Raw genomic sequence first — 25,261 nt, 5'->3', positions numbered from 1 at the left:
AACGGTCGAATTTATTCGACCGTTCTAATTTTTACTTTCTGAATCGTAGCAATACTATCGCAATTCTGGATTCTGAATTCTAATTCTTGGGTTTCACGAGTTCCGGTAACAAAATAAACATTACATGGTTTCGCGTCGGTATCACTTAAGTTGAAGTCAACATCGCCTTTTTCCAGTACTTCAGAAATGTAGGAAGTATCTATTTTTTGATCCTGGAAGAAACTTAAAGATTCTTGAGACCATTTTCTTTCTTTGATCTTTATGTTTTTGAGTACACGGGCATTCGGAGAATAATCGCAGGATGCATTCTTGCCACCTAGAAAGAAAATTAAAAGCACAATTCCGAAGAATAGTCCGATGCCAAAATAGCCAAAGCGATGTATCAGTTTCATTAATTAAAAAATCAGAAGATTTATATCACGGTAGGAAAGATTGAACCATTCTGCTATCGATTTGTTGGTCAAAATTCCGTGGTAAAAGTACAAACCATTGCGTAAACCACGATCAAATCTTAATGTATTTTCCAGTCCGCCTTCTTCACCAATGTGTAGTAAATAAGGAGTGAAAATATTACTAATTGAGAGAGAACTGGTTCTGGCATACCTGGAAGGAATATTGGGAACGCAATAATGAATTACATTATGCTTGGTAAAAATAGGTTCATCGTGACTGGTGATTTCGCTGGTTTCTACACAACCACCCATATCGATGCTTACATCAATGATGACTGCTCCTCTTTTCATGCTTTGCACCATATTCTCGGTAATTAACACCGGACTGCGATCTTTGCCTCGAACAGCACCAATCACAACATCTGCACGTTTGAGAGCTTTTGATAAATTTTTTGGTTGGATGGTACTGGTATAGAATGTATTGCTAAGATTTGCCTGAATATTTCGGAGTTTTGTTAGCGAAGAATCAAAGACCTTAACACCGGCTCCTAAACCAATAGCAGATCTGGTTGCAAATTCACCTACGGTGCCCGCGCCTATGATGACCACCTCTACGGGTGGAACCCCGCTAATATTTCCAAACATGAGTCCGTTTCCATCTGCATGATTACTCATGATCTCTGATGCTATAAGTACAGAGGCTGTTCCGGCAATCTCGCTTAAGGCTCTTACAATTGGATAGGAGCCATCGTCATCCCGTATAAATTCAAAGCCAAGAGCGGTAATTCTTTTCTCTGCCAGCTTCTGAAAATATTCTTTGCATTGGGTTTTAATCTGGAGGGCAGAAATAATTGTTGTTTGCGGATTAATACTCTCGAGTTCCTCCAGAGATGGCGGTTCGATTTTTAATATAGTAGGGCAGGAGAATACCTTTCGAGTGTCTTTGGTGATTTCTGCCCCGGCATCTGAATAATCCTTATCACTAAACCGGGCCCATTTCCCAGCGCCAGATTCTATCATCACTCGATGGCCATGTGCGGTGATGGCAGCAACCGCATCTGGACTTAAACATATCCTTTTTTCCTGGTATGCGGTTTCCTTCGGGATGCCTATGAATAACTCACCTTTTTTCTTGTAGATTTCAAGAGTTTCTTCCTGTGGTATTAGTTGTTCTTTAGTAAAAGGTGAAACCTGCTGTTTGCCCATAGTGATTGGTTAAAGCAGTTAAATTACAACTTAATATGGAATTGGAAAATATAAACTAAAGTTTACGGTAGTAGTCTTCAACAAGTACATTGGAGTGTTCCAGGTGTTCATCATATTCCTGGAACTCTTTTAATTCTTTTCGGTCTTTATCCGAAATATTGGAAAATACAGAAACTTCAGTTTCATCTAATTCTGAGAGATCCAATCCATAAATTCTATCGAAAATTTTTATACGTACTAGATATACAATTGATAGAATAATGATGAAGAATGGAGCCATGAACACTAAGTCACCACTGTCCATTGCAATTACATCTAGATAAACATCTTCATAAAATACTGATAGAAGCTGATAGGTATACATTATTAGAGGTACCAAAATCACATGATACCACCAATGTTTGCAGGTAAAGAACCATATCAAAAGCAAGGAGAGAGGGACCAGCTTGCTAGTATAAGTCCAAGCGGCAGTTAAAACATCTAGATAATATTTAGACTCATATGTAAAAAAAGAAGTTTCCCAAACGGGCCCGTTTGGGAAAATTTCATATATATAAAACAAGTATGGTGTAAAAGCAATAAATATTGCGATAATACTACCCGTTAGTAGGAACCCTGATGAGCCTTCTGTCGACAGCTTGTTTTTGAATTTCATTCTTGGTGTCGTTTTCATTTGTAGTTGAAGTTACAAAAAATCCTGCTCCAAATATTGCTGCTGCGAAAAGTACTGCTTTAAGTTTCATAATATAAGATTTTAATATGGTTGTTTCGTTTTGTTCTGAGACAAACATAGAACAACTTAAAATCCTGTGGTTTAAAACATTAATCGTACCTTTGCGCCCTTTTTCAGGGCATAAAATACCTGAAAAATCGCTTTTAAAACTTTAAATATGTTAGTTTAAATCTGTTTATAAATCGTTTAACGAATATAAATTATTAAATCAGGTTTATAAAATATCTCTAAAAGTAATAATATTCTTACAAACTTTTTTTAGCAGCGAATTTCACTTTTTTTGATTTCGTTAACTTAAGTTTAACACTCTTGAATTTTCCGAAGCTACCCGAATATGCACTTTTTGATGGTCTTCGCTAAGTAGTTTCCCTACTTTTTGAGGCCATTCTATGAAATTCCAGTCTCCAGAATCAAGATAATCTTCAAATCCTATATCTAATGCTTCAATATCAGATTCAATTCTATAAAAATCGAAATGATATACCGCACCCTGATCTGACTCGTAATGGTTAACTAATGAAAACGTAGGACTGGAAACGGCGTCCTGGACGCCAAGTGCTCTTGCTAACTCTTTTATAAGAGTCGTCTTGCCTGCACCCATCTCGCCGTAGAAAAGTAGTGTTCTACTCTTTGTGTTCTGTAGAATGTGTTCTACCGCTCGATCCAGTTCGTGAAGTTCGTAGGTTAACTCCATAAATTCAAAATGTCAGATTTGGGATGATAAAGATATATAAAAAAAGGTTATACCGCCGTATGTTTTTGATATTCAAATAAGTACAATGAAGAAGCATGTATTTCAACCTATATAAATGCCGTTTATCGATTATTTTGGATTTAAGACTACAAACGGGATTACAACTTCTTCTAACGAAATTCCTCCATGCTGATATGTATTCTTATAATAGCTTACATAATGATTGAAATTATTAGGATATGCAAAGAACAGATCTTCCTTGGCGAATATATAAGAGCTACTCATATTAATGGTTGGTAGATGAACTGATTTTGGGTTCTCTATAGCAAACACTTCCTTGTTCTCGTAAGTCAGACTCCTGCCTGTTTTGTATCTTAGGTTCAAACTTGTATTCTTATCACCAATGACCTTTGAAGGATTCTTCACATTTATCGTTCCATGATCTGTGGTAATGATCAATTTAAAACCTTGTTGCTGTGCTTTTTGGATAATATCCAGCAAGGGTGAATTCTTAAACCAGCTTTGAGTTAGACTGCGATAGGACTTGTCATTAGAAGCAAGCTCCTTGATCACCTCCATTTCGGTCTTAGAATGAGAGAGCATATCCACAAAATTGTAAACAACTACCGTAAGATCGTTGGATTTCTGACTTTTGAAATTATCTGCCAGTTTTCTTCCTGCCTTTAAACTGGTGATCTTGTGATACTCATATCTGAGATCTTTTCCTAAACGTTTTAATTGCTCTCTTAAGAAATCAGCTTCGTGTAAATTTTTACCTCCTTCTTCAGTATCGTTCTTCCAATATTCTGGAAATAGCTTTTCCATCTCACTTGGCATCATTCCGGAGAAAATAGCGTTTCGTGCATATTGAGTTGCGGTTGGTAAAATACTGAAGTAGGCATCTTCCTTTTCTTTCTTGTAATGCGTGGTAACAATTGGCTCCAGAGATTTCCATTGGTCATATCTTAAATTATCGACGACCACTAGTAATGTTGGTTCTCCAGATTTGATTTCCGGCAGTATTTTTTTCTGAAATAAAGTATGAGACATCACTGGAGGCTCACCTCCCTGTTGAAACCAATCTTCATAGTTCCTTGAAATAAACTTAAAGAACTGGTTGTTTGCTTCCTGTTTCTGAGATTCCAAGATTTCGAACATACCTGAGTCTTCTATTTCTTCTAACTGAATTTCCCAGTAGATCAATTTCTGATATAGATCAACCCATTCCTCATAAGAGTTCACCTGAGATAATTCCATGGCTATTTTTCGAAATTCCTGCTGGTAGTTAGATGTAGTTTTTTCAGAAATGAGTCGGGAGTGATCCAGATTTTTCTTTAAACTCAGCAAGATCTGATTAGGATTAACCGGCTTGATTAGATAATCTGCGATCTTTGAGCCTATCGCTTCTTCCATTATATATTCCTCTTCACTTTTAGTGATCATTACCACTGGAACCGTTTCCCGGCGCTCTTTGATTTCAGCCAGGGTTTCCAAACCGGTAAGACCAGGCATATTTTCGTCCAGGAAAATAATGTCAAAATTTTCCTCTTCGATCAGTTCCAGCGCTTCAGTTCCACTTTTACAGGTTTGTACCTCGTAGTTTTTCTTCTGAAGAAATAATATATGTGGTTTTAAAAGGTCAATTTCATCATCGACCCAAAGAATCTTTATCGTCATAATTTTGATTGTTATGGCTTCCGAAGAGAACCATTATAATTGAAACAGAACTTATTACCGCGGCTAAGTTCATATATGTATCTTTGTTTTGAACATTAGATCATAAAAGCTTGGCTTCACAAACTAAACTCAAAATATTAAACGATCCAATTTACGGTTTTATTACCATTCCCAATGAACGGATCTTTAAGATCATCGAGCATCCATATTTCCAGAGACTACGAAGAATTTCCCAGATGGGTTTATCCTATCTGGTCTATCCTGGTGCCCATCATACCAGATTTCATCATGCTCTGGGCTGTGTGCACCTAATGTTGAAGGCTGTTAGAATACTAAGAATTAAAGGCGTAGAGATTTCAGATAAAGAAGAAGAGGCTTTACTTATTGCTATTCTAATGCATGACATCGGGCATGGTCCTTTTAGTCATGCGATGGAGCACAGCCTGGTGGAAGGAGTAGATCATGAAACTATTTCACTGTTGTTCATGGAACAGATGAATGCTGAATTTAACCAAAGTTTAACTCTGGCGATTCAGATCTTTAAGGGTAGTTATGAGCGTAAATTTATGAATCAGTTAATTAGCAGTCAGATGGACATGGACCGTCTGGATTACCTGAAACGCGATAGTTTCTATACTGGTGCTGTAGAAGGGAATATCAATAGCGAACGCCTTATCACCATGCTTAATGTGGTAAATGATGAATTGGTGGTAGAGGAAAAGGGTATTTATTCCGTAGAAAAATTTTTGATAGGAAGGCGTTTGATGTACTGGCAGGTCTATTTGCATAAAACCAGTCTGGCGGCAGAGCAATTGCTTATTCGAGTTTTGAAACGCGCCAAGGAATTAATAGACGATGGCCATCAGTTGCACGCAAGTGGTAGCCTATTGTATTTTCTTCAGAATAAAGTGGAGCGACAGCATTTTGATGCTCACACATTGGAAATGTTTTCAAGGCTGGATGATAATGACGTGATCTCAGCGATGAAAGAATGGATGTATTCAGAAGATTTTGTGCTCAGTAATCTCTGTGAAATGATCATTAATCGTAAGCTTCTGAAGAGTAAGATCAAAAAGAAGCGTCCATCAAGGGAAAAACTGGAACAACGCAAAAAAGCGCTTCAGAAAAAATATAATATTTCAGAAAAAGAAGCGTCCTATTTTGTATTCGATGGCGAGATTGCAAATCTGGCCTACAAAAGAGAAAAGGATAATATAAATATTTTACATAAAAATGGTAAAATATGCGATGTAGTAAAGGTTTCAGACCAGTTTAATCTCAAAGCTCTTACGAATACAGTGACCAAATACTATATGTGTTATCCAAAAGTTAAAGATTAGTTCATTTTTTTTACTTTTGCCAGAATGAAATTTAAAGCAAAACAAATTGCCGAGATATTGGAAGGTACGGTGGAAGGGAATCCGGAAGCCGAAGTTTCTGAACTTGCCAAAATAGAAGAGGGGAGTGAAGGCTCTCTCACCTTTCTAAGTAATCCTAAATATAATAGCTTTTTGTATACTACGAACGCCAGCGTTACGATCGTTAATGAAGACTTCGAAGTTGAGCAAACGGTAAATACCACTCTAATTAAAGTAAAGGATGCCTACAAGGCTTTTTCAACTTTACTGGAATATTACAACCAGATCAAATTGAATAAGTCGGGAATCGAAAATCCCAGTTTTGTAGCTGAATCTGCCACTTACGGTGACGGACTTTATCTCGGTGCTTTTGCATATATAGGAGACCAGGTAAAACTGGGTGAAAATGTAAAGATCTATCCGAATGCTTATATAGGTGATAATGTACAGATAGGAGACAACACCACCATCTTTGCCGGAGTGAAGATCTATTCTGAAAGTATCATTGGCAATGATGTGACCATTCACAGTGGTGCTGTCGTGGGCGCTGATGGTTTTGGATTTAGTCCTGAAGAAACCGGTGCTTACAGCAAGGTTCCTCAAATTGGAAATGTGATTATAGAAGATCATGTAGACATTGGTGCCGGGACCACCATAGATCGGGCAACTTTAGGTTCCACGATTATTAGAAAAGGTGTGAAACTGGACAATCATATACAAATAGCGCATAACGTGGAAATTGGTGAAAATACAGCCATTGCCGCACAAACGGGTGTAGCCGGGTCTACCAAGATCGGTAAGAATTGCCTTATTGGAGGTCAGGTTGGTATCGCCGGTCACTTAACGATAGGAAATCGTGTCAAGATACAGGCACAATCTGGGATAGGTAGAGATATCAAGGATGACGAAATGCTTCAGGGATCACCGGCATTTGGTTACGGCGATTACAATAAATCCTATATACATTTCAAAAACCTACCTAAAACTATGAATTTAATTCACCAACTGGAAAAAAAGATTAATAATGGCTAATAAGGTTTCAAAACAAAGAACCATAAGGGAAGAGATTTCTCTTGAGGGCGTTGGCCTGCATACTGGAAAAGAAGTAACGCTGACGTTTAAACCAGCGCCGGTAAATACCGGATACGTTTTCAGAAGAACAGATCTGGAAGGGTCGCCAGAAGTAGAGGCAGATGTGAACTATGTTGTGAATACACAGCGTGGAACCAATCTTGATAAAAAGGGTGTGACCATACAGACTTCAGAACATGTGCTAGCTGCATGTGTAGGACTGGAAATTGATAACTTATACATCGAGCTGAACGCTCCTGAACCTCCAATTATGGATGGTTCGTCCAAATTTTTTGTAGAAGCTCTTGAGAAAGCTGGTACTGAAGAACAGGAAGAAGACAGAGATGAATTTGTTGTGACCGACATCATTTGCTATCGTGATGATAATGGTTCAGAAATTATACTAATGCCTGCAGATGAATACCAGGTGACGACCATGGTTGATTTTGGAACGAAAGTACTGGGTACTCAGAATGCTTCTATCGAGCACATTTCAGAATTTAAGACGGAGATTGCCGATTCCAGGACATTTAGTTTTCTGCATGAAATAGAAACTTTACTGGAGCATGGGCTTATTAAAGGGGGGGACCTTAATAATGCTATTGTATACGTAGACAAGGAGATTAGTGAAAATACTCTAGAGAAACTGAGAGTGGCTTTCGATAGAGATGATATTTCAGTTAAACCTAACGGGATTCTGGACAACCTGACCTTACATCATCCAAATGAAGCAGCAAGACACAAACTGCTGGATGTGATTGGAGATGTGGCTCTGGCTGGTACAAGAATTAGAGGTAAGATCATCGCGACCAAACCTGGTCATTTTATTAATACCGAATTTGCTAAAAAATTAGCCAAGGTCATCAAGGCTGAAAAACGAAATAATGTTCCTAAGATCGATCTTTCACAACCTCCTTTAATGGATGTGAACGATATTATGAATACGCTCCCGCACAGATCTCCGTTTCTTTTGGTAGACAAGATCTACGAGCTTACAGATAGTCACGTGATCGGGATGAAGAATGTAACCATGAACGAACCATTCTTCGTGGGCCACTTCCCGGGAAAACCAGTCATGCCAGGAGTATTACAGGTAGAGGCGATGGCTCAAACCGGTGGTATACTCGCACTGAAATCGGTGCCGGATCCTGAAAATTATCTAACCTTCTTTATGAAGATCGATAATGTAAAGTTTAAAAGACAGGTAGTGCCTGGAGATACCCTAATATTCAAGTTGGAGTTACTGGCTCCAATTCGTCGGGGGATATGCCAGATGCAGGGTTATGCCTATGTAAATGGACAATTAGCGACTGAAGCTATCCTGATGGCACAAATTGTAAAATCAAAATAATAACTATGAACCAACCTTTAGCATATGTGCATCCGGGAGCCAAGATCGCCAAGAACGTGGTGATCGAACCTTTCGCGACCATACATAATAATGTAGTGATTGGAGAAGGTACCTGGATTGGTTCCAATGTTAGCATCATGGAAGGTGCGCGTATTGGTAAGAATTGTAGTATTTTTCCAGGAGCGGTTATTTCAGCGGTGCCTCAGGACAAGAAATTCAACGACGAAGATACGCTTACTGTAATTGGCGATAACACTACCATTCGGGAATGTGTGACCATTAACAGGGGAACTACAGATAGAATGAAGACAGTGATTGGAAACAACTGCTGGATTATGGCGTATTGCCATGTGGCTCATGACTGTATTGTTGGAGATAACTGCATTTTTTCGAATAACAGTACCCTGGCCGGACATATAAACGTTGGAGATCATGTGGTTCTAGCGGGAATGGCAGCGATCCAGCAGTTTTGCAGTATTGGTAAGCATGCTTTCGTTACCGGAGGATCCATGGTGAGAAAAGATGTTCCGCCATTTGTAAAGGCAGGTAGGGAACCTTTGAGTTACGTTGGGATTAATTCCATCGGACTAAGAAGAAGAGGTTTTTCTACGGAAAAGATCAGGGAAATCCAGGATATCTACAGGATTTTGTATCAGAAAAACTATAACAATACCCAAGCGGTCGCGATCATCGAAGCTGAAATGCAGGCAACCGCAGAAAGGGACGAAATATTAGAATTTATTAAAAACTCACAAAGGGGTATCATGAAAGGATACTTCAGTTCAAATTAAAAATTTATGGCTACTACCAGTGATATTAGAAATGGTCTATGTATTCGTTATAATCACGATATTTATAAGATCATTGAATTTTTACATGTAAAACCGGGAAAAGGTCCTGCCTTTGTTAGAACCAAGTTGAAAAGTGTTACTACAGGGAAAGTTCTTGATAATACATTTTCCGCAGGGCATAAGATCGAAGATATTCGTGTTGAAACTCATAAGTTTCAGTTTCTTTATGAAGATGGTGAATTCTTTCATTTCATGAACGTGGAGGATTATACACAGATCAGGCTTACAGAAAATGCCCTGGATATGCCGAAGCTTTTGAAGGAAGGCGAAGTGGTTACGATCCTTATCAATACAGAAGATAATATGCCACTTTCAGTAGAAATGCCAGGAAGTGTTGTCCTGGAAGTTACGCATACTGAACCAGGAGTTAAAGGTAATACAGCTACCAATGCGACTAAACCTGCAACCGTAGAAACTGGATATGAGGTGAACGTACCCTTGTTTATTAATGAAGGAGACAAGATTAAGATCGAGACTGAAAAAGGTACCTATAAAGAGAGAATTAAGGAGTAATTTATGAAGTTCCCTCAAGAACACAAGCTTTCCCAAATTGCAGAACTTTTGGATTGTTCATTTGTAGGTCCAGCAGATTTTCCTGTTCTGGGCATGAATGAAATCCACGTGGTAAATCCAGGAGATATCGTATTCGTAGATCACCCGAAGTACTATGATAAAGCCTTGAGTTCTGCAGCAACGGTAATTCTTATCAATAAAGAAGTAGACTGTCCAGAAGGGAAAGCCTTGCTGATTTCTGATGATCCCTTTCGTGATTTTAATAAGCTAACACGATTTTTTAAACCATTTGCAAAACTTCACACGAGCATTGCAGAATCTGCCAGGATAGGAGAGGGTTCAGTCGTGCAGCCTAATGCCGTTATAGGCAACAATGTTACTATTGGCAAGAACTGTTTGATCCACGCAAATGTGACTATTGGCGATAATTGCGTGATTGGTGATCATGTGATCATTCATAGTGGAACGGTGCTTGGAGGAGATGCTTTTTATTATAAAAAGCGGTCGGAAGGTTTTGATAAATTACTATCTGGTGGTAGAGTAGTGGTGGAAGATCAGGTCGAAATTGGCACCAATTGTTCGATAGATCGTGGTGTAACTGGAGATACTACTATAGGGCAGGGTTCCAAGCTGGATAATTTAATTCAGATAGGGCATGATACTATTATCGGAAAAAATTGTTTATTAGCATCTCAAATTGGAATTGCAGGTTGTGTGGTGGTAGAAGATGATGTCACTATCTGGGGACAGGTTGGAATTAGAAGCGATGTTCGAATTGCTACCGGAACGGTTTTAATGGCACAATGCGGCGTTTCAAAAGATACCGAACCTGGTACCACTTATTGGGGCACGCCTTTTGGTGAAGTACGAACAAAACTAAGAGAATATGCGGCGATCAAACAGTTGCCGGAGATTGTCAAAAAATTAAAATAAGATTTATGGATCTAGAGACTAAAGATATTGTATCCAAATTTTACGAATCCAATTTCTACAAAGATGAGGAGGTTTTAAAGGCTTATCTTCATGAAGATGTTGAGTTACGTTGGTACGGTTCTACAGGATTCAGAAAATTAAACCTGGAAGGTATTTCTGAGATTACCAGAGAGATTTCAGAAACATACGAATCATTACGAGCTGAGACTGAAAAGATCATCTCCAACGGCAGTGAAGCTGCAATTCATTTCACCTATTTCGTACGTACCATTGAAAACCCTGAAGAAGAAATGCCACTGGCGCATTTCGTCGCGATGTGGGAACTCAAAGACGGAAAGCTATTCAAAGGAGTACAGATAAGTCAGCTTGGTGAAGAGATCGACGAAGATCCCTGGTCCTAAAATTTTTTAACCCTCTTAACCATAGAGGGTTTTTTTATAATATTTTCATTCTATGTTTGTAGAAATAAATATTTATTCTACATTTGTAGAGAATCAATCTATAGCTTTATGTCACTTTCGAATGCTGAAGAAGAATTAATGCAACACCTCTGGAAAAAGGAGAGAGCATTTATGAAGGATCTCATTGAAGCTTATCCAGATCCCAAACCTGCTACGACGACTATTGCAACTTTGCTTAGAAGAATGCAGGATAAACGTTTTGTCGCCTATGAGCAAATAGGCAGGTCGAGGGAATATTATCCCATAGTGAGTAAGAAAACCTATTTTTCGAAGAGAATGAATGGAATGATCAAATCCTTCTTTGACAACTCAGCCGCTCAGTTTGCTTCATTTTTTACAGAAGAGACCGATCTTACAGATGAAGAGCTGAAAAAATTGAGAAAACTGATTGATGATAAATTAAAAAAGGACTGAGATGCTGGAGTATGTCTTAAAATCTGCGGGCTGTTTAGTGGTCCTTTTCGGTTTCTATAAAATTTTCCTGGAAGCTGAAAAGTCCAACATGTTCAAGCGTTTTTACCTGCTCTTTATTCTGATATTATCAGCTATCCTGCCGCTTATCAGTTTCTCATACGAGGTTGCAGCTCCAGACATTACTGAAGAACCTTCTATGATAATTACCCAGACCCAGAATTCATCTGTCGTTTCAGACCCAGGTTTTTATGAGCAGCATGGAAATACAATTTGGCTGACAGTTTATCTCGTTGGATTTATAATATTCTTATTCCGGTTTCTTCGGAATATCAATAAAATGCTTCGAATAATAAAGTCTGCAGAGCGAAAAGAAGATTTGCCATATATCTATGTGCTGCTACTCACCGCGACAAATCCTTTTAGTTTCCTACATTACATATTCTTCAGAAAAAGTGAGTTTGAGAGTTCAGAAATTTCAGAAGCAGTAATTGCACATGAAAAAGCGCATGTAGACCAGAAGCATTCCTGGGACTTGCTACTTCTGGAATTGATGCATGTAATTTTCTGGTTTAACCCTTTGTTCATTTTTATCAAAAAGAGTGTCAAATTAAATCACGAGTTCCTTGCCGATGAGCAGGTGCTTAATAAACATCAAAACCTGAGAGATTATAGTGAGCTTCTTTTAGGTTACAGCCGGGGACAGGAACCTAATGTTCTGGCTAGTCCCATTAATCATTCATTAATCAAAAAACGAATACTTATGATGACAAAAAATCTTTCAGCCAGACGACTGAGTATGAAAATGCTGCTGCTGGCACCAATTCTTGGCGGCTGCATCTACACTTTCAATGAGGAAATTGTAGCGAAACCAGTGCTGTCTATTGATGAGAGCCTTGAATTGATCGAACTTCAGAAGAAAAAGTCGGTTAATATCACTGTGAACAATGAAGATATTCTTTTGTACGATCAGCCTGTTTCCCTTGAAAATTTTGCAGAGGAGTTGGATAAGGTTACAAAGAACTGGAACGAATGGCAGCTGAAATATCCATACTTTTATGCAGATTTCGCTAATTCAACTACCGGTTTTATTGAAAAACTTAATGCGGAGTATCGTAAAACAGAACTATCCAGAATTTCGGGAACTGAATTTTTAGCGCCAAGCATTCCAGATACAGCTGGAACACCACCACCTCCTCCGCCACCAGTACGGTCTATAGAAGGCAGAGAGCCAGTCTCTAAACGCTCAAAAAGCGATTTTAAAGAAACCAGAAAAAATCTATTCAGCATTCAGGTAATTGGTAACAGGCTTCGAGTGAACGGAGTAAATACGAATCCTGATAAGTTAAGTGAAATTTTGGATAAGCTTTCAGAAGGAAGAACAGATGAAGAGCTTGAAGCGTTCAATTTTAGAATGCAAGTCACAGATCCTGCACCAGGCTTTATGGAAATGCTAAATGACGAATTCAGAAAAAGCAGAATGTCTAGAGTTAGCGGTCATGACATACTTCCGCCGCCCCCTCCAGGACATCATGGTGAAGATCATCAGTCTTCAAAACCGCCAAAACCGCCAAAGTCAGTGAAAACACAACAGGCTCCAAAACCACCAAAACCTCCCAAAAGTCCTAAGGCTACGAAGGCCGGAAGGTTATCACAAACGTCGGTACCAAACCCACCAGCACCACCAGCGGCTCCAGATCCTTTAAAAACGCTGGAGGAAATTCAACTTGAAGGAGGCTCTTTTTACCTGAATGAAAAAAAGGTTTCTGTCGGGAAAGCAAAGAGAACTATTGAATCCAATAATTATACAAATATTCATGTGCATCAAACGGGAGATTCCGAAGGATACATAAAAATTACTGGAAGTAGATAAATTTAGAAATCCCGATGTAGACTCATCGGGATTTTTCATTTAAGATTAATTTTATATCAACTTTATGGTTTTTTCTTACAATAATCTATAAAATGACTTTAGGTTTTATATTTAAAAACATACTTTTGTGTTCCAAAATTAAAAGACACTTATGAGCGTTTTAGTCAATAAAGATTCTAAAGTAATCGTGCAGGGTTTTACCGGTAGTGAAGGTACTTTCCATGCTGAACAAATGATAGAATACGGTACAAATGTAGTTGGTGGAGTTACTCCTGGTAAAGGAGGACAAAAGCATCTTGACAAGCCAGTTTTCAATACAGTTTCTGAAGCTGTAGAGCAGGTTGGAGCAGATGTTTCTATCATTTTCGTACCGCCAGCTTTTGCTGCAGATGCCATTATGGAAGCTGCCGATGCTGGAATTAAAGTGATTATTACAATTACTGAAGGTATACCTGTATCAGACATGGTAAAAGCTTCAGATTATATTAAAGACCGTGATTGCAGACTTATTGGACCTAACTGTCCAGGTGTGATCACTCCGGGAGAGGCGAAAGTTGGTATCATGCCAGGTTTCGTATTCAAAAAAGGAAAAGTAGGAATCGTATCTAAATCTGGTACACTTACTTACGAAGCTGCAGACCAGGTTGTAAAACAAGGTCTTGGAATTACTACTGCCATTGGAATTGGTGGAGATCCAATTATTGGGACTACTACGAAAGAGGCAGTGGAATTATTGATGAACGATGATGAAACTGAATGCATCGTTATGATCGGTGAAATTGGAGGTCAGTTGGAAGCAGATGCTGCACAATGGGTAAAGCAAAACGGTAACAAAAAACCGGTTGTTGGATTTATCGCTGGTGAAACTGCTCCTGCGGGACGTACCATGGGACATGCTGGTGCGATCGTTGGAGGAAGCGAAGATACCGCTCAGGCCAAAAAGAAAATTTTAAAGGAGAATGGAATCCATGTGGTTGATTCGCCTGCTGAAATAGGGATGAAGGTTGCTGAAGTTCTTAAAGGATAAGCAAACCCGAATTTATATAAAACCCTTCTTAGACGCTAAGAAGGGTTTTTTTATGCAAAGCATTGGGCTTTTGCTATATTTGAAAAGACAATTAACCAAGATCAATCTATATGAAATTACTACAAGGAAAGAATGCCATCATCACAGGTGGTAGTCGAGGTATTGGAAAAGGAATCGCTCAGGTTTTCGCCGAGCACGGAGCCAATGTCGCATTCACCTATAATTCTTCGGCACAGTCTGCTGAAGATCTTGCAAAAGAACTGGAAGCTAAAGGTGTAAAAGCCAAAGCTTATCAATCTAATGCTGCCAGTTTCGAAGAAGCTCAGAAATTGATCGATGATGTAAATGCTGAATTTGGATCTATAGACATCGTGATCAACAACGCAGGTATCACCAAGGATAATCTTTTGATGCGCATGAGCGAAGCAGATTTTGACAAGGTGATCGAGGTGAACCTGAAGTCCATATTTAATATGACTAAAGCCGTACAAAGAACCATGCTTAAGCAACGTTCTGGTAGTATCATTAATATGAGTTCTGTAGTTGGTGTTACTGGAAATGCGGGACAATCAAACTACGCAGCTTCCAAAGCGGGAATTATTGGTTTCTCAAAATCGATGGCCCAGGAACTTGGTTCAAGGAATATTAGAACCAATGTGGTGGCTCCTGGATTTATTGAAACTGAAATGACCGAAAAGCTTGATGAGAAAACAGTACAGGGCTGGAGAGATTCTATTCCGTTAAAACGAGGTGGAAAGCCTGAGGATATCGCAAATACTTGTGTGTATCTTGGTAGTGACTTAAGTTCTTATGTAACCGGACAGGTGATCCATGTAGATGGCGGAATGCATACTTAATTGAATAATCTTATGAACCTGAAATTAAACTGGAGTCAATGGAAGGGACTTGCCATAATGGTCATATCTGGCATCGCTACTATTTGTTGCCTCAGGGTTCCCTATTTCGGACTTTTGCAGGGGCACTAATGGGAGTGGGACTAGCCTTTCTTCTGAAATTTATTCCCTTTAAATGGAGTGAATTTCAATTTTAAAAGAAGATCTGCTTCAAATTAAGACCTGCTAAATTGACTATATAAGATTCGTGAAGCTTTAAATTATTCAGAAAGTAAATCATTATAGAATTTGTATTTTCACAGGACTAACCTGGTTTAATGAACATTCAGACGATATTATATATAACCCTGGCGCTTTTGATAGCTCTGGGGTTTTCTTTTTATCAGAATCTTTATAAGAACACGAAAAGTTCCGGCAATTTTGCACTTTTCGGACTACGTAGTTTTTCTTTATTTCTGATTCTTTTACTGCTCATTAACCCCAAAATCACTCACACCGAAAGCTTCGAAGTAAAAGAGAAGCTAATCATAGTATCTGACGCTTCAGAATCCATTCAATTTCTTCGGAAAGATTCTGTGCTTCACAATTTTGAAGAGAAGATTCTCTCTTCAGAAAAATTAAACGATAAATTTGAAATTGTTAATTATCACTTCGGAAGAGAACTGGTACCATCAGCCAGTCAATCTAACTTCGATAAAGAACTTACTGATATTCAAAAATCTCTGGGTCAGGCGGAAGATCTATTGAACAACGAAAAAGGTCTGATTGTTCTTCTTAGTGATGGAAACCAGAATACAGGCAGGGATTTTCAGTATTACAAGTCTGCCGCAACTACCGAGCTGTTACCTGTGATCGTTGGTGATACGAGTAGTTATGAGGATCTGGCTATTGAGCGAATTAATAATAACCGCTATGCTTTTCTCAATAATAAATTTCCGGTTGAAATTTTTCTGAACTATCTGGGATCTAATGAGCAGAAGGTAAAACTACAGATTGAAAGTGCAGGTAAAGTAGTTTATCAACAAAATATCGAACTTTCTCAAAATAATAGATCGCCTATTGTAAATGCTGAACTGGAAGCTAGGAGTACCGGTTTGAAAAATTATACGGTGCGACTAAGTAAATTGCCTGATGAGAAGAACATTAGAAACAACACCAAAAACTTCTCGGTGGAAATTGTAGACGAAAGTTCAAAGATCATGATTATCAGTCCGGGCCCTCATCCAGATCTGGGAGCTTTGAAGACTGCTATTGAATCGAACTCACAACGTAAAGTCGAGATACAATACATTACTAAATTTAATAATCTTGAATTAACTGATATACAGTTATTTGTGCTACACAATGTAAATCGAAACTTTCAAAGAACTATAGAGTCGATTTCAGGATTGAAGGCTGGAAAATTATACATAACCGGTCCCGAAACCGACTGGCAATTTATGAATGAACTTCAATTAGGGTTCTCAAAGAACAGCATCAATCAGCCTCAGGATGTCTTTCCCGTGAAGAATGAGAATTTTGTTATTTACCAACCGAAACACCTGGATTATGAAAGTCTTCCTCCCTTACAGATTGCCTTCGGAAATACTGAGGTAGATGCAAATCGTTATGCTGTGCAGCTGTATCAAAAGATTGAGGGAATTGAAACCGATAGTCCGCTACTCGCTGTTTCCAGAATTCAGCCAAAAATTGGTTTGTTAACCGGAGAAAATATTTGGCGATGGAGAGCTGCCAGTTTCCGGAAGGATCAGAGTTTTGATCGGTTCAACACATTTATTGGAGATCTTGTACAGAATCTGAGCTCTGCGGAGTCCAGTGAAAGATTGCTCACGGAACATCCTCAATCATTCATGGAAAATGAGCTTGTAGAAATTAAAGCTACTTATTATGATGAGAATTACAGCTTTGATTCCAATGCCAGTTTAGAAATTGAGGTATCCGACAGCCTTGGCAACCCTGTTATGAATACAGGTCTTGTTTCCAGAAATCTTGAATATGTAGCTGAGATCGGGAATCTTTCTCCAGGAAGTTATACTTATACAGTGAAGATGGAGGATATGGATTTACAGAAAAGAGGAGCTTTCAATATACTTGATTATAATGCGGAAGAACAAAAACATACTGCAAACCTTGCGGCAATGCAATTTTTAGAGTTGAATAATAATTCACGCTTGTTTTATGATGATCAATTCAAAGTTTTTGAGGACTATTTAATGAAAAATGATAGTCACAGGCCAGTTCTTAAAAGCGAACAAAAAACCGTACCTTTGATAGACTGGTACTACCTGCTATTTCTTATTGTGCTTGCCCTTGCTCTGGAATGGTTTTACCGAAAATATAAGGGTCTAATTTAAGTTCAAAAATTATTATGGAAAGATTACCTAAAATTGGCATCCCTTTATTTATCGGGCTTGTTATTGTAATTATTTTACTTGCAAAATCTACTGTTACCATAGACTCGGGAGAAGCCGGGGTTCTTTACAAAACATTTGGTGGTGGTGTTGTAACTGAAGGAAGTCCTCTTTCTGAAGGATTTCACGTAGTTGCACCCTGGAACAAAGTTTTTGTTTACGAAGTACGTCAGCAATCTATCGATGAGGAAATGACAGTATTATCTTCTAATGGTCTGGAAATTAGTTTAGATGCTTCAGTATGGTTTCAGCCAGAATATGAAGCCCTGGGTAAATTGCATCAGGAAAAAGGAGAGGCTTATATTCAACGTCTGCTTCAGCCAGCGATAAGATCTGCGACCAGGGCAGTAGTTGGGCGTTACAATCCGGAGCAACTTTATGCCAGCAAAAGAGAGGCAATTCAGAAGGAAATTTTTGATGAAACCAATCTACTTCTGGAGGATCAGTATGTACAGGTAAACGAAGTCCTGGTAAGGGATGTTTCTTTACCATCTACGATCAAGGATGCAATCGAACGTAAACTTAGACAGGAACAGGAGTCTCTTGAGTATGAATTCAGACTTTCGAAAGCAGAACAGGAAGCAGAAAGACAAAGAATTGATGCTGAAGGTAAAGCACGTGCCAACAGAATTCTGAGTGAGTCTCTTACCGACAAGGTTTTGCAGGAAAAAGGAATACAGGCGACTATAGAACTTGCGAAATCACCTAATAGTAAGGTAGTTGTCATTGGATCTGGAGAAGGTGGAATGCCAATAATTCTGGGAGACAATTAATAAACAAATATTAAAAAATAAAAAACTGGTTTTATAATTCAGAATTTTATTTAGCTTTGGCATCACAATGACGAATTTTAATGTACATCATCATCATCTTTTACTCCACGCTCAAGCGAGGTAAATTTGATATGTTGTAACACTAACTATAATATCATAACCCGTTTGAGAAATCAAGCGGGTTTTTTTATTCCTAATACTAACTAAATTATGAGTCAGCAAAAATTAAGAATCGCCGTACAGAAGTCAGGAAGACTATTCGATGATTCTATCAAAGTTTTAAAAGATGCGGGTATCTCCATTGATAATGGTAAAGAGCAACTAAAAGCTTCATCCAGAAATTTCCCGTTGGAAGTAATGTACCTGCGTAATGGTGATATTCCTCAATATTTGAGAGATGGTGTTGTAGATGTTGCCATTATTGGTGAGAACGTGCTTATAGAAAAAGGTAAGGATATCATTAGAGGTGAAAAGCTGGGTTTTTCCAAATGTAAAGTTTCCCTCGCGGTTCCAAAGTCTTTCAAATACAATGGCATACAGGATCTTGACGGACTCAAAATTGCTACTTCCTACCCGAATACCGTAAAGGACTATTTGGAGGAAAAAGGGATCTCTGCAGATCTTCATATCATTAATGGTTCTGTTGAAATTGCTCCTAATATTGGACTTGCCGATGCTATTTGCGATATAGTTTCCAGCGGAAGCACGTTGTTTAAAAACGGACTCAAAGAAGTGGAAGTAATGCTCAAAAGTGAAGCGGTGCTGGCCATCTCTCCTAAGATTTCTGAAGAGCGTAAGCAAATACTGGAAAAACTGCAATTCAGATTAAAATCTGTATTGAATGCCCGAACTTCCAAGTATATATTATTAAATGCACCGGATGATAAACTGGAAAAGATTATCAGCCTGTTGCCGGGGATGAGAAGCCCAACTGTTTTACCTTTGGCAGAGAAGGGATGGAGTTCGATCCATACCGTGATTAATGAAGATAGATTTTGGGAAGTTCTGGACGAACTAAAGAGTAATGGTGCTGAAGGAATTCTGGTAGCACCAATAGAAACTATGGTACTTTAATTTAGAATAATGAAAACGATCAACAATCCTGACAGATCCCAGTGGAACGAAATATTAAAGCGGCCAACTCAAACCGTCGCCGATATTGAGCAAACCGTGCACAAGGTTTTTGAAGAAATCAGGCTTACGGGAGATGCTGCCGTTCGAAGATATACGAAAGCTTTCGACGGAATTGATCTCGATACTTTTAAGGTTTCTACTTCTGAAATAGAGCGGGCTTCAGCTGAAATTTCAGAGGAATTGAAAGAAGCCATAGCACTGGCTAAAAAGAATATCGAAATATTTCATGCAGCGCAAAGAACCGAAAGAGTTGTGGTGGAAACCATGAATGGGGTAAAATGCTGGCAGGAAAAAAAGGCGATACAGAAGGTGGGACTTTATATTCCCGGAGGAACAGCACCCTTATTTTCATCCATTCTAATGTTGGCAACTCCAGCAAATATTGCCGGTTGCGAGGAGATCGTACTGTGTACACCACCAGATAAGAATGGTAACGTGAATCCTGCGGTCTTATACACAGCGAAATTATGCGGAGTAACCCAGGTTTTTAAGATTGGCGGAATTCAGGCGATTGGAGCAATGACCTTTGGTACCGAAAGTGTACCTAAAGTGTACAAGATCTTCGGGCCAGGAAATCAATTTGTGACCGTAGCAAAACAACTTGCTACCCGATACCAGGTAGCTATAGACATGCCTGCGGGACCATCAGAATTGCTGGTGTATGCAGATGACTCAGCAAATGCTGCCTTCGTAGCTTCAGATCTATTAAGCCAGGCAGAACATGGAGTGGATAGCCAGGTGATCATGGTAAGTACTTCAGCAAAAATGCTTGGGCTGGTGAGTGATGAAGTAGAGAAGCAGCTCGAAGAATTACCTCGAAAAGCCATTGCGCAACAGGCGATCGAAAACTCCAAACTTATTCTGGTTGATACCGAAGAGACCGCTTTGGAGCTCATAAATGAGTATGGCCCGGAACATTTTATAGTATGTTCTGAAAATGAAGATTATTTTGTGGAAAATATTATAAATGCGGGATCTGTATTTATTGGTAATTATGCTCCTGAAAGTGCCGGCGATTATGCTTCAGGTACGAATCATACTTTGCCAACTAATGGTTATGCGAAGCAATACAGCGGTGTAAACCTGGATAGTTTTATGAAACAGATCACTTATCAGAAAGTTTCAGAAGAAGGAATTAAGAATATTGGCCCTGCAATTGAAGCAATGGCTGAAGCTGAAGGATTACAGGCTCATAAAAATGCTGTAACTCTTAGACTAAAATCCCTGGAAGCCTGATGAATTTCGATCTTAATAGTCTTGTAAGAGACAACGTAAAAAGCCTTCTGCCTTATTCTTCTGCCCGAGATGAATATAAAACCGATGGTAAAGCGATGATATTTCTGGATGCGAATGAAAATCCATTTGAAAACGGATTAAATCGTTACCCAGATCCACAACAAATGCTTTTGAAATCCAAAATTTCAGAGATCAAGGGAGTTCCTGAAAAGCAAATGCTGTTGGGTAATGGAAGTGATGAAGTTCTGGACCTTATATTCAGGGCGTTTTGTGAACCTGGAAAGGATAACGTTATAAGTTTGCCACCAACCTATGGAATGTATAAGGTGCTTTCTGGGATTAATAATATTGAAAATCGGGAAGTGCTATTAACTTCAGAATTTGAACCTGATGTAGATGCAATATTGGAAGCTTTAGATGCAAATACCAAATTATTGTTTTTGTGTTCCCCGAATAATCCATCCGGGAATTCTTTTAATGCTGAAACTATAAAGAAGCTTTTAAGGTCATTTAATGGTCTGGTCGTGATCGATGAAGCATATATAGACTTTTCAGACGATGCAGGATGGTCTCAATCGCTTGATTTATATCCAAACCTTCTCATCACTCAAACATTCTCCAAAGCTTTCGGGATGGCCGGGATTAGATTGGGAATGCTATTCGCTTCAGCAGAGATCATTAAAATTTTGAACAGGATCAAACCTCCTTACAACGTGAATGAACTAACTCAGCAAAAAGCTCTGGAAGGTCTTCAGAATTATTTAAAAATAAAACAGCAAGTTATTGATATTAAGCGCGAAAGGGATGCTTTATCTAAACAATTACTTCAGTTAAAATATGTTGCAAAAATATTTCCTTCAGATGCCAATTTTTTGCTTATAAAAGTAGATGATGCAGATCAAAGATATATGGAATTGATCGGTAAAGGCATTGTTGTAAGAAATAGAAGCAAGCAGCCTCTTTGCGAAAACTGTCTTCGAATCACAGTTGGAACAGCTTCAGAAAACCAAAATCTACTAAAAGCCTTCAAAGAATTAGAATCATGAAAAAAGTATTGTTTATAGATCGGGATGGAACTCTTATCCACGAACCTGAAGATTACCAGATCGACAGCATCGACAAACTGGTATTTTATCCTGAAGCGATCACCTATCTGAATAAAATAGCCAAAGAACTGGATTATGAACTGGTGATGGTCACCAATCAGGATGGACTTGGAACCGATAGTTTTCCTGAATCAGATTTCTGGCCTTATCAAAATTTTATAATCAGGACATTTGAGAGCGAAGGAGTAGAATTCTCTGAGCAGTTGATCGACCGCACATTTGCAAAAGACAATGCGAACACCCGCAAACCCAATACCGGACTTCTGGAAGAAAAATATCTCAATAATCAGAATTATGATCTTCAGCAATCATTTATGATCGGGGACCGGCTAACAGATATGGAATTTGCCATGAATTTTGGAGGAAAGGGCATCTTTATCGATACGCATGAAGAACTGGCGGCAGATGAAATTTCTAAGAAGAAAGAGCTAGTTTATGATAATATCGCTTTAAAAACGGCTTCCTGGAAGGAAATTTATGAATTTTTAAAACTTAAGGATCGTACAGCGGGGATCGAAAGAAAAACGAATGAAACAGATATTAAGATCGATCTGAATCTGGATGGTACCGGCAGAAGCGATATTAGTACCGGTATCGACTTTTTTGACCATATGCTGGATCAATTAGCCAGGCATGGACAGATGGATCTTACGATCAAGGTAAAGGGTGATCTGGAGGTAGATGAACATCATACCATCGAGGATACAGCTATCGCGCTTGGAGAAGTTTTTCATAAAGCGCTTGGTAATAAACTTGGAATGGAACGATATGGCTTCTGTCTGCCCATGGACGATTGTCTTGCCCAGGTGGCCATTGATTTTGGCGGTAGAAACTGGCTGGTTTGGGAAGCAGACTTTAAGCGGGAAATGATTGGTAAAATGCCTACGGAAATGTTCTTTCACTTCTTCAAGTCTTTTACAGATGGTGCCAGAGCTAATTTGAATATCAAAGCTGAAGGTTCTAACGAACATCATAAGATCGAAGCTATTTTTAAAGCTTTTGCCAAGGCGATTAAAATGTCGGTTAAAAGAGATACAGAAAAAATGATCCTTCCATCCACAAAAGGAATGCTATAATGAAAATTGCGATTATCGATTACGGGGCAGGTAATATACAGTCCATTAAGTTTGCTGTTCAGAGACTGGGTTTTGAAGCTATTCTATCCAGCAATGTGGAAGAAATTCAAAATGCTGATAAAGTTATTTTTCCAGGGGTTGGAGAAGCAGGAAGCGCCATGAGAATGCTGCGATCCACTGGATTAGACAAGATTATTCCAGATTTGAAGCAACCGGTACTTGGAATTTGCCTAGGAATGCAGTTGATGTGTACATCTTCGGAAGAAGGAAATACCAGGGGTTTGGGTATCTTCGATGCGGAAGTAAAGAAATTTTTTGGAAACCTGAAAGTACCGCAAATAGGCTGGAATACGATCACCGAACTTCAAGGAAAACTTTTTAAAAATGTTTCTGCCGAGGAATATGTTTACCTGGTTCATAGTTTTTACGTTCCCGAATGCAGTGATGAAATTGCCAGGACAAATTATGGTGTTGATTATTCTACTGCTCTTAACAGGGACAATTTCTATGGCGTACAATTCCACCCTGAAAAGAGCAGTAAAACCGGAGAACAAATTTTAAAGAACTTTTTGAACCTATAATATGCGAATAATTCCTGCGATAGATATTATCGACGGCAAGTGTGTAAGGCTCTCCAAAGGAGATTACGACACGAAGAAAATTTATAATGAGGATCCACTGGAGGTAGCCAAGTCCTTTGGAGATCACGGTATCCAATATCTTCACCTGGTCGATCTTGATGGAGCGAAATCGAGCCACATCGTAAATCATAAAATTCTGGAATCGATTGCTTCCAGAACAGGTTTGAAAGTGGATTTTGGGGGCGGACTCAAAACAGACCAAGATCTGGAGATCGCTTTTGAATGTGGTGCGAAACAGATTACCGGCGGCAGTATTGCAATAAAGAATCCAGAGATCTTCAAATCCTGGATCATGAAATACGGAGCTGAAAAGATCATTCTTGGAGCAGATGCCCGAAATAAGAAAATCGCGGTTTCAGGCTGGCTGGAAGAATCCAAACAGGAGGTGATCCCCTTTATTCAGAATTTTGAAGCTGAAGGTATCAAATATGTGATCTGTACAGACATAAGCAAAGATGGGATGCTGGAAGGGCCTTCTTTCGAACTTTATACTGAAATACTGGAGGAAACTAAGGATATTGGCCTGATCGCTTCTGGCGGAATATCAGCATTCGATGAACTCCCGAAGTTAAAAGAGCTGGGTTGTGAGGGTGTGATCATTGGAAAGGCGATCTATGAAAATCGTATTAGCCTCAAGCAGCTTGAAAATTATATTTTAGAAAACGAACAATAGTAGATTGATTGATAGTCGCTACTCAAAAACCTTGAAATTTTAATCCTGTGCTTACAAAAAGAATCATTCCATGTCTGGATATTAAAAATGGCCGAACGGTAAAGGGCGTCAATTTTGTTGACCTGCGAGATGCCGGTGATCCGGTGGAACTTGCCGCAGCGTATGCTGAAAAGGGAGCAGACGAGTTGGTATTCCTGGATATTTCAGCCACTGAAGAAAAAAGAAGAACGCTGGCAAAACTTGTTCTTGACGTAGCAGAACAACTTAATATTCCATTTACCGTTGGTGGCGGAATTTCTTCCGTAGAAGATGTAGACATACTTCTGAAGAATGGTGCAGATAAAGTGTCCATAAACTCTTCCGCAGTAAAGAATCCTGATCTTATCAACCAGTTATCAGAAAAATTTGGGAGTCAGTGTGTGGTGGTCGCCATAGATGCTAAAAATATTGACGGCAAATGGTCGGTTCATCTGGTGGGAGGAAAAGTACCGACAGAACTGGATCTTTTTGAATGGGCAAAGGAAGTGGAAAACCGTGGGGCTGGTGAGATTCTATTTACATCCATGGATCATGATGGTACAAAAAATGGATTCGCTAATGAAGCCCTGGCAAGACTTTCAGAAGAGTTGAATATCCCGATCATCGCCTCTGGAGGTGCAGGGAATATTCAGCACTTTGAAGATACCTTTAAGAAAGGTAAAGCAGATGCTGCTTTGGCTGCAAGCGTTTTTCACTTTAAGGAAATTAAAATTTCAGATCTAAAAAACAGTCTTAAAAACTCCGGAATCCCGGTAAGAATATAATAT

Annotated in this window: 26 protein-coding genes; 20 read left to right on the top strand and 6 right to left on the bottom strand. The window is 38.9% G+C overall.

Going from position 1 to position 25,261, the window contains the following annotated elements; all coding sequences use genetic code 11:
- Positions 1-11 precede the first annotated feature (11 nt).
- From G529_RS0115035 to porX, 6 genes are all read right to left on the bottom strand, one after another.
- Complete coding sequence (locus G529_RS0115035; protein ID WP_026916314.1) at positions 12-392, bottom strand: DUF4258 domain-containing protein; 381 nt, start codon at positions 390-392, stop codon at positions 12-14.
- 3 nt (positions 393-395) lie between these two features.
- Positions 396-1,598, bottom strand: a complete 1,203-nt coding sequence (locus G529_RS0115030; RefSeq protein WP_026916313.1) for an alanine dehydrogenase — start codon at positions 1,596-1,598, stop codon at positions 396-398.
- A 55-nt stretch (positions 1,599-1,653) separates the two neighbouring features.
- On the bottom strand, positions 1,654-1,878 hold the full coding sequence (locus G529_RS16755; protein ID WP_245566942.1) for a hypothetical protein: 225 nt from the start codon (positions 1,876-1,878) through the stop codon (positions 1,654-1,656).
- Between the two features lie 316 nt (positions 1,879-2,194).
- On the bottom strand, positions 2,195-2,341 hold the full coding sequence (locus G529_RS16575; RefSeq protein WP_157514692.1) for a hypothetical protein: 147 nt from the start codon (positions 2,339-2,341) through the stop codon (positions 2,195-2,197).
- 279 nt (positions 2,342-2,620) lie between these two features.
- A complete protein-coding gene (gene tsaE, locus G529_RS0115020) occupies positions 2,621-3,025 on the bottom strand; it encodes a tRNA (adenosine(37)-N6)-threonylcarbamoyltransferase complex ATPase subunit type 1 TsaE (protein ID WP_026916311.1) in 405 nt (134 codons plus the stop codon).
- 129 nt (positions 3,026-3,154) lie between these two features.
- Positions 3,155-4,705 (bottom strand): T9SS response regulator signal transducer PorX, encoded by a 1,551-nt coding sequence (porX, locus tag G529_RS0115015; RefSeq protein WP_026916310.1) that lies wholly within the window; start codon positions 4,703-4,705, stop codon positions 3,155-3,157.
- A gap of 107 nt (positions 4,706-4,812) precedes the next feature.
- Here porX and G529_RS0115010 point away from each other — a divergent pair, with 107 nt between their 5' ends.
- From G529_RS0115010 to hisF, 20 genes are all read left to right on the top strand, one after another.
- Complete coding sequence (locus G529_RS0115010; RefSeq protein ID WP_026916309.1) at positions 4,813-6,042, top strand: HD domain-containing protein; 1,230 nt, start codon at positions 4,813-4,815, stop codon at positions 6,040-6,042.
- A 24-nt stretch (positions 6,043-6,066) separates the two neighbouring features.
- Positions 6,067-7,092 (top strand): UDP-3-O-(3-hydroxymyristoyl)glucosamine N-acyltransferase, encoded by a 1,026-nt coding sequence (gene lpxD / locus G529_RS0115005; RefSeq protein ID WP_026916308.1) that lies wholly within the window; start codon positions 6,067-6,069, stop codon positions 7,090-7,092.
- Positions 7,085-8,482 (top strand): bifunctional UDP-3-O-[3-hydroxymyristoyl] N-acetylglucosamine deacetylase/3-hydroxyacyl-ACP dehydratase, encoded by a 1,398-nt coding sequence (locus G529_RS0115000; RefSeq protein ID WP_026916307.1) that lies wholly within the window; start codon positions 7,085-7,087, stop codon positions 8,480-8,482. The genes lpxD and G529_RS0115000 overlap by 8 nt, the downstream gene beginning before the upstream one ends.
- Before the next feature lie 5 nt (positions 8,483-8,487).
- Complete coding sequence (gene lpxA, locus G529_RS0114995; RefSeq protein WP_026916306.1) at positions 8,488-9,273, top strand: acyl-ACP--UDP-N-acetylglucosamine O-acyltransferase; 786 nt, start codon at positions 8,488-8,490, stop codon at positions 9,271-9,273.
- Between the two features lie 6 nt (positions 9,274-9,279).
- Positions 9,280-9,846 carry an elongation factor P gene (gene efp / locus G529_RS0114990; RefSeq protein WP_026916305.1) on the top strand — a complete coding sequence of 189 codons (567 nt, stop codon included), beginning with the start codon at positions 9,280-9,282 and terminating at the stop codon, positions 9,844-9,846.
- 3 nt (positions 9,847-9,849) lie between these two features.
- On the top strand, positions 9,850-10,779 hold the full coding sequence (locus G529_RS0114985) for a UDP-3-O-(3-hydroxymyristoyl)glucosamine N-acyltransferase (RefSeq protein WP_026916304.1): 930 nt from the start codon (positions 9,850-9,852) through the stop codon (positions 10,777-10,779).
- A 5-nt stretch (positions 10,780-10,784) separates the two neighbouring features.
- A complete protein-coding gene (locus G529_RS0114980) occupies positions 10,785-11,180 on the top strand; it encodes a nuclear transport factor 2 family protein (protein WP_026916303.1) in 396 nt (131 codons plus the stop codon).
- A 108-nt stretch (positions 11,181-11,288) separates the two neighbouring features.
- The gene (locus G529_RS0114975) at positions 11,289-11,654 is read left to right on the top strand and encodes a BlaI/MecI/CopY family transcriptional regulator (RefSeq protein WP_026916302.1); all 366 of its coding nucleotides are present in this window, start codon (positions 11,289-11,291) and stop codon (positions 11,652-11,654) included.
- Position 11,655: 1 nt separating this feature from the next.
- Positions 11,656-13,524, top strand: a complete 1,869-nt coding sequence (locus G529_RS16310) for a M56 family metallopeptidase (protein WP_051201476.1) — start codon at positions 11,656-11,658, stop codon at positions 13,522-13,524.
- 151 nt (positions 13,525-13,675) lie between these two features.
- Positions 13,676-14,551: a succinate--CoA ligase subunit alpha gene (gene sucD, locus G529_RS0114965; protein ID WP_026916301.1), complete on the top strand. Its 876-nt coding sequence runs from the start codon at positions 13,676-13,678 to the stop codon at positions 14,549-14,551.
- Positions 14,552-14,661: 110 nt separating this feature from the next.
- On the top strand, positions 14,662-15,408 hold the full coding sequence (fabG, locus tag G529_RS0114960) for a 3-oxoacyl-[acyl-carrier-protein] reductase (protein ID WP_026916300.1): 747 nt from the start codon (positions 14,662-14,664) through the stop codon (positions 15,406-15,408).
- Between the two features lie 314 nt (positions 15,409-15,722).
- Positions 15,723-17,759 carry a hypothetical protein gene (locus tag G529_RS0114955; RefSeq protein WP_026916299.1) on the top strand — a complete coding sequence of 679 codons (2,037 nt, stop codon included), beginning with the start codon at positions 15,723-15,725 and terminating at the stop codon, positions 17,757-17,759.
- A 14-nt stretch (positions 17,760-17,773) separates the two neighbouring features.
- Positions 17,774-18,589 (top strand): prohibitin family protein, encoded by an 816-nt coding sequence (locus G529_RS0114950; protein ID WP_026916298.1) that lies wholly within the window; start codon positions 17,774-17,776, stop codon positions 18,587-18,589.
- A gap of 210 nt (positions 18,590-18,799) precedes the next feature.
- Positions 18,800-19,663 (top strand): ATP phosphoribosyltransferase, encoded by an 864-nt coding sequence (gene hisG / locus G529_RS0114945; protein ID WP_026916297.1) that lies wholly within the window; start codon positions 18,800-18,802, stop codon positions 19,661-19,663.
- Positions 19,664-19,672: 9 nt separating this feature from the next.
- On the top strand, positions 19,673-20,959 hold the full coding sequence (hisD, locus tag G529_RS0114940) for a histidinol dehydrogenase (protein WP_026916296.1): 1,287 nt from the start codon (positions 19,673-19,675) through the stop codon (positions 20,957-20,959).
- The gene (hisC, locus tag G529_RS0114935; protein WP_035696166.1) at positions 20,959-22,005 is read left to right on the top strand and encodes a histidinol-phosphate transaminase; all 1,047 of its coding nucleotides are present in this window, start codon (positions 20,959-20,961) and stop codon (positions 22,003-22,005) included. The genes hisD and hisC overlap by 1 nt, the downstream gene beginning before the upstream one ends.
- The gene (hisB, locus tag G529_RS0114930) at positions 22,002-23,141 is read left to right on the top strand and encodes a bifunctional histidinol-phosphatase/imidazoleglycerol-phosphate dehydratase HisB (RefSeq protein ID WP_026916294.1); all 1,140 of its coding nucleotides are present in this window, start codon (positions 22,002-22,004) and stop codon (positions 23,139-23,141) included. The genes hisC and hisB overlap by 4 nt, the downstream gene beginning before the upstream one ends.
- The gene (gene hisH / locus G529_RS0114925) at positions 23,141-23,722 is read left to right on the top strand and encodes an imidazole glycerol phosphate synthase subunit HisH (protein ID WP_026916293.1); all 582 of its coding nucleotides are present in this window, start codon (positions 23,141-23,143) and stop codon (positions 23,720-23,722) included. Before hisB ends, hisH begins: the two co-directional genes overlap by 1 nt.
- Before the next feature lies 1 nt (position 23,723).
- Positions 23,724-24,455 carry a 1-(5-phosphoribosyl)-5-[(5-phosphoribosylamino)methylideneamino]imidazole-4-carboxamide isomerase gene (hisA, locus tag G529_RS0114920; RefSeq protein ID WP_026916292.1) on the top strand — a complete coding sequence of 244 codons (732 nt, stop codon included), beginning with the start codon at positions 23,724-23,726 and terminating at the stop codon, positions 24,453-24,455.
- Positions 24,456-24,502: 47 nt separating this feature from the next.
- Positions 24,503-25,258, top strand: a complete 756-nt coding sequence (gene hisF, locus G529_RS0114915) for an imidazole glycerol phosphate synthase subunit HisF (RefSeq protein ID WP_026916291.1) — start codon at positions 24,503-24,505, stop codon at positions 25,256-25,258.
- Positions 25,259-25,261 lie beyond the last annotated feature (3 nt).

Source organism: Christiangramia portivictoriae DSM 23547 (genome assembly GCF_000423045.1).
GTDB lineage: Bacteria > Bacteroidota > Bacteroidia > Flavobacteriales > Flavobacteriaceae > Christiangramia > Christiangramia portivictoriae.
Note: the sequence above shows the minus strand (reverse complement) of the source record. Positions and strands in the feature narration are given on the sequence as shown.

Excerpts from the sequence above, each read along its gene's own strand:
- G529_RS0115035 (WP_026916314.1), bottom strand. The coding sequence starts at position 392 with ATGAAACTGATACATCGCTTTGGCTATTTTGGCATCGGACTATTCTTC.
- G529_RS0115030 (WP_026916313.1), bottom strand. The coding sequence starts at position 1,598 with ATGGGCAAACAGCAGGTTTCACCTTTTACTAAAGAACAACTAATACCA.
- G529_RS16755 (WP_245566942.1), bottom strand. The coding sequence starts at position 1,878 with ATGGCTCCATTCTTCATCATTATTCTATCAATTGTATATCTAGTACGT.
- G529_RS16575 (WP_157514692.1), bottom strand. The coding sequence starts at position 2,341 with ATGAAACTTAAAGCAGTACTTTTCGCAGCAGCAATATTTGGAGCAGGA.
- tsaE (WP_026916311.1), bottom strand. The coding sequence starts at position 3,025 with ATGGAGTTAACCTACGAACTTCACGAACTGGATCGAGCGGTAGAACAC.
- lpxD (WP_026916308.1), top strand. The coding sequence starts at position 6,067 with ATGAAATTTAAAGCAAAACAAATTGCCGAGATATTGGAAGGTACGGTG.
- G529_RS0115000 (WP_026916307.1), top strand. The coding sequence starts at position 7,085 with ATGGCTAATAAGGTTTCAAAACAAAGAACCATAAGGGAAGAGATTTCT.
- lpxA (WP_026916306.1), top strand. The coding sequence starts at position 8,488 with ATGAACCAACCTTTAGCATATGTGCATCCGGGAGCCAAGATCGCCAAG.
- efp (WP_026916305.1), top strand. The coding sequence starts at position 9,280 with ATGGCTACTACCAGTGATATTAGAAATGGTCTATGTATTCGTTATAAT.
- G529_RS0114985 (WP_026916304.1), top strand. The coding sequence starts at position 9,850 with ATGAAGTTCCCTCAAGAACACAAGCTTTCCCAAATTGCAGAACTTTTG.
- G529_RS0114980 (WP_026916303.1), top strand. The coding sequence starts at position 10,785 with ATGGATCTAGAGACTAAAGATATTGTATCCAAATTTTACGAATCCAAT.
- G529_RS0114975 (WP_026916302.1), top strand. The coding sequence starts at position 11,289 with ATGTCACTTTCGAATGCTGAAGAAGAATTAATGCAACACCTCTGGAAA.
- G529_RS16310 (WP_051201476.1), top strand. The coding sequence starts at position 11,656 with ATGCTGGAGTATGTCTTAAAATCTGCGGGCTGTTTAGTGGTCCTTTTC.
- sucD (WP_026916301.1), top strand. The coding sequence starts at position 13,676 with ATGAGCGTTTTAGTCAATAAAGATTCTAAAGTAATCGTGCAGGGTTTT.
- fabG (WP_026916300.1), top strand. The coding sequence starts at position 14,662 with ATGAAATTACTACAAGGAAAGAATGCCATCATCACAGGTGGTAGTCGA.
- G529_RS0114955 (WP_026916299.1), top strand. The coding sequence starts at position 15,723 with ATGAACATTCAGACGATATTATATATAACCCTGGCGCTTTTGATAGCT.
- G529_RS0114950 (WP_026916298.1), top strand. The coding sequence starts at position 17,774 with ATGGAAAGATTACCTAAAATTGGCATCCCTTTATTTATCGGGCTTGTT.
- hisG (WP_026916297.1), top strand. The coding sequence starts at position 18,800 with ATGAGTCAGCAAAAATTAAGAATCGCCGTACAGAAGTCAGGAAGACTA.
- hisD (WP_026916296.1), top strand. The coding sequence starts at position 19,673 with ATGAAAACGATCAACAATCCTGACAGATCCCAGTGGAACGAAATATTA.
- hisC (WP_035696166.1), top strand. The coding sequence starts at position 20,959 with ATGAATTTCGATCTTAATAGTCTTGTAAGAGACAACGTAAAAAGCCTT.
- hisB (WP_026916294.1), top strand. The coding sequence starts at position 22,002 with ATGAAAAAAGTATTGTTTATAGATCGGGATGGAACTCTTATCCACGAA.
- hisH (WP_026916293.1), top strand. The coding sequence starts at position 23,141 with ATGAAAATTGCGATTATCGATTACGGGGCAGGTAATATACAGTCCATT.
- hisA (WP_026916292.1), top strand. The coding sequence starts at position 23,724 with ATGCGAATAATTCCTGCGATAGATATTATCGACGGCAAGTGTGTAAGG.